The following is a 4,027-nucleotide window of genomic DNA, read 5'->3' as shown; positions in this document are numbered from 1 at the left end:
GCTGCGTTATCGCCTATTCATGGGGAATAACCACACTACATAGGCTCTGCCTTGCCTAAAAACCAAACATACTGCTGCAAATTCACCCACGAAAGGTCAACACGCCCTAGTTAGCCTCTTCAGTAACTACTCAAAGCTATTTTATTACCTTATATAATTTATAGAGTGGAGCTGAGCAGTTATGCCTATGACGCGCTTTACGAAAATTGCCTACCTGCATTTATGTAAATGTCATTTATGAAACCTATATTGCCAGTAATGCTTATTTATAAAATTTAAAAAGTAAATATACTAACCTGACAAATTTAACACGTGTTGTTAAAGCGCTCAGCACAGTTACTCTATTGTTGTTTTTAAAGGAATCATTTTAGTATGTGGATAACTTTTGCATTACTCGCAACTGTTTTTTTTGGTGCTCGAGGAATAATGTACCAATGGACGTCGCAAAAAAAGATTAACCGTAATCTATTATTATTCGGTGTTTTTTTTGTAGGGTTCATAATCAGCGCGTTAGGTACTGTAATATTTGAACATACATGGTACGGCTGGGCAGATATTACGGTTGGGCTTGCTTTAGGCTTTGGATCTTTTGCGGCTAATGGATTTTTGCATAAAGGATTTTCAGTCGGAAAGGCGTCTTTAATTAGTATTCTATCGGGGCTAACGCCTTTATTTGTCCTTTTGTTTGCCTTTTTATTATGGCAAGAAACCTTAACCGTTATTCAATTAATCGGCTTTTTTATCATTTTTGGCGGTCTTTATATTATTCGCTACTCCAGCGATATCTCATTGAGTAATCTACAAGGTGCGCAATGGGGATTATTGGCTGCTCTGTCCTTTGCATTTAATGATTTAATGGGTAAGCAATCAACACTCCTTGAGGCAGATACATTCGCCACTTTAACGTCGATGTTCGGGTTTGGTAGCTTTCTCTTTGCTATTAGTTGGTTAGTAAAGCGCAAAAAAATGTTAGCAGAGCAAGGCGTTTCTCAAGGGCACTGGTCTGCTGGTAAAACGTTCTCGTGCGGGTTGCTTATTGGTTTAACGAATGTAGCAGGCATGGTTGCAATAATATCGGCCTTTGCAATTGGTAACACGGGGCTAGTGTCGGCAATTTCGGGGATGAATATTTTAATTATTTTATTGTACTCACGCATCATCCTAAAAGAGTCTTTTACACGCCAAGAAGTTATAGGATTAACAACGGCATTTTTAGGTGTAATTGTACTAAGGCTTAGTTTTTAAAAGTCGAATGAGCTTAACCACTTTGCTGTAAAAAGCATACACTGCTACATATTAGTAAAGTGTTGCAGTGTATGCTCTATCAGTAAACGCACTCGATAAGGGATTTGTTTTCTGTCGCGATAAAGCATAGAAAATGGCTGCCCTTTGCTTTGCCAATCAGGAAGAATGCGTTTAAGCTTTCCGGCTTTAATAAGTAGTAATGCTATATAATCAGGGATGTAGCTAATACCCACACCAGACTCAACGGCTTGTTTCATCATTTGAATTTCATCAACTTCCAAACGAACATGTGTGTTTGGATTAAGACTGTACTCTTCGCTCGTTTGCTGATTGTTTAATTGCCACGGAACCAACCCAACGCACGTGATTTTTGGGTGCTGCTCTAATTGTTTAGGATGAGTGATGGATTGATAATCATGGTCAGGGTGAGCACAAAGCACATTATGAGTAAGTTTAAGCTCTCTAATAACCCAATTATCAATGGCAGGGTTTCTTACTCTAAATGCTATATCAATCCCTTCTTTTTCAATATCAATAAGGTTGTTTGAAAAGCGTAAATCTAGTTGAATATCGGGATACTGCAGTAAAAAATCACAAAAAATAGCACTTAAAAAATGTTTACCCATGTAAATGGGGGCACAGATCCTAATTTTCCCTTTAGGTTGGTCTTTTTCATCACAAAGTGCTTGCTCGATACACTCTGCTTCGTCAAATAACTTGCGATAGCGATCGTAATATAACTCACCAGTATGCGTTAGCGTTACTCGATGGGCATCTCGATTGAGTAGCGTTAATTGAAGAGCTTGCTCTAATAAACGTATTCTGCGGCTTAAGGTTGATAGTGACATATTAAGATTTGCTGATGCTTTTTTAAAGCTACCAAGTTTTACTATGGTGCAAAAGTAACGTAAATCATCGAGAGAATAACTAGCTGCCATCAGAACTACTTTATTGTTTAGGATGTAGATAATATTAACAGCGACGCTTTAAAATTTCATTAGAGAAGCCAGAAGTTTTTATTGATAAAGATCAACAAAGAAAAAGTCAATAAAATGCATAATTCAACGCTGTTAATCATATAATTTAAAATAAAGCTGTAAATGCTCTATTTTTCTTCAGTTCTTGTTTTATATGAATTTTAATTAACGAGGCTAAAAAATGGCTCTACTCATAAATAACAAATGCATTAACTGCGATAGTTATAAGGTTTTCAATTAAAGTCTTTAAAAACAGTCTGTTACTTTGTTGTGCTATGGCTTGTGCTACGACTTTACGTAACTCGTTAACACTAAGCTAGTATCTTAAAAACAGTCTTAAAAGGCAAATTGTATTAACTGAATAGTTGAAAACTTTAGACTTATAGAGTCTTTGAATCTTATATTTATGTTTTGTAGGTTAAAGAATTAATTTGGAAAAGAGAATTGAGAGTTAATAAAAGCAAAACTTAGATTTTTCTTTTTTATGACACAACTATAAAGTGCCTTTTAGGGAACATTAAGCCGTATTTTAGGCCTTAAAGTGACTTATAGGTCACTTTAACTACCGTCGGTTATACCCAAAAGTTAAGTATTGTTTTTACTTAATCTACTTTTTTAGCTTGTTTAACAAGCCTAATTAAAATTATGCTCAGCACAGTAGCCGGTAATAACCATATAAAATCGCTCATTTCTAACCCTCAATATTTGGAATAATACTCCAACCTTAATGTTTTTGGTGTGTTTTGCAAATTTACGTCGTTTATTTTATAGCTTTCAATTTTTTCCCTCACTTATGCCTAGTTAATTTTAGGACAATTAACTAGGAAAAACCATGAAAGACCAAAAATCACCGTTTATTCGCCAATATGTACGCGCTAGCAAATCACCGTGGGATGACAGTTCAACAATTTTGCTACTAGCTGATGTTGTTGATAAGCAAGAACTTGAACTGAGCTTCACCAATTACATTTATTTACACAGAGATAGCGTGGGGAGTGTGCTGGGTATTAGTATTTCTCAACAGTTACTAGCTGCTAATCCTGAGTTCTCAGAGCGGTATTTGGAGGGTATTGAAATGTATGCCTTTTTACTCGTACATACTGAAGACATAACAAACTTCTGCAGTTTATTTACTGCAGAATTTGAGCAACTATTTATGCTAAGACCCAATGAGTATTTTGCAGCTGCAGAGTGCCATTGGTTAGGTATATTAGAAAATACCTAAAAACCTTTAGCGAACCACGTGGTTCGCTTTTTTATTTCCCTGCAACGCTACTAGTTATATGTATAGAGCCAAAAATAAGTTACACACTGCATGTTCATTACTCCAAAAAATTGCACCGAGCCTGGCGCTAAACAGGCTTACCTACCTGAAGAGCCTCTGTGGTGATTCACTGCATTTAAATGAATATTCATACTCTGTATGACGTATAGGGTTATGTAGGGAGAAAACAATATAGCGATTGTTTTGGCGGCAGGGCCCGAATGCGTGGTCTTAGTTACCTAATGTAGACAGGTTAAAAATAAAAAGGAGTGAATAATATTCACTCCTTTTTTACATTCAAATTTTATCGTTTTGATATTCTATGCGAAATATCAACAATGCCTCTTAGTTGTGCATACCTAATTAAAATAGGTCACATACATAAGAGATATTATGAAAAATAAACGAATAAAACGGCAATTCGGGGTGATAGTTCGAACACTCTCAGATGCGTGCTCCATAAGCGGCTACATATTGGCGTTATCGGGTTGGCTTAATTACAAAAAGGTCTGTGATATACCATTAATTACAGATATGGCAG

General features: G+C 36.1%; 3 protein-coding genes. 2 read left to right on the top strand and 1 reads right to left on the bottom strand.

Translation table 11 applies throughout. The annotated features are described in order from the left end of the window. The first annotated feature begins 372 nt into the window (after positions 1 to 372). A complete protein-coding gene (locus L656_RS0100020) occupies positions 373 to 1,245 on the top strand; it encodes a DMT family transporter (RefSeq protein WP_024597696.1) in 873 nt (290 codons plus the stop codon). A 44-nt stretch (positions 1,246 to 1,289) separates the two neighbouring features. On the opposite strand, the gene L656_RS0100015 is transcribed toward L656_RS0100020, so the two are convergent. After that, a complete protein-coding gene (locus L656_RS0100015; RefSeq protein ID WP_024597695.1) occupies positions 1,290 to 2,183 on the bottom strand; it encodes a LysR family transcriptional regulator in 894 nt (297 codons plus the stop codon). Between the two features lie 871 nt (positions 2,184 to 3,054). On the opposite strand from L656_RS0100015, the gene L656_RS0100005 reads away from it, so the two are divergent. Continuing rightward, entirely contained in the window at positions 3,055 to 3,447 is a 393-nt protein-coding gene (locus tag L656_RS0100005; RefSeq protein WP_024597694.1) for a hypothetical protein, read from the top strand. The last annotated feature ends 580 nt before the right edge of the window (positions 3,448 to 4,027 follow it).

Source organism: Pseudoalteromonas sp. TAE56 (assembly GCF_000497955.1).
Taxonomy (GTDB): domain Bacteria; phylum Pseudomonadota; class Gammaproteobacteria; order Enterobacterales; family Alteromonadaceae; genus Pseudoalteromonas.
The sequence above is the reverse complement of the archived record's forward strand: the minus strand, read 5'-3'. Positions and strand labels throughout refer to the sequence as shown.

Excerpts from the sequence above, each read along its gene's own strand:
- L656_RS0100015 (WP_024597695.1), bottom strand. The coding sequence starts at position 2,183 with ATGGCAGCTAGTTATTCTCTCGATGATTTACGTTACTTTTGCACCATA.
- L656_RS0100020 (WP_024597696.1), top strand. The coding sequence starts at position 373 with ATGTGGATAACTTTTGCATTACTCGCAACTGTTTTTTTTGGTGCTCGA.
- L656_RS0100005 (WP_024597694.1), top strand. The coding sequence starts at position 3,055 with ATGAAAGACCAAAAATCACCGTTTATTCGCCAATATGTACGCGCTAGC.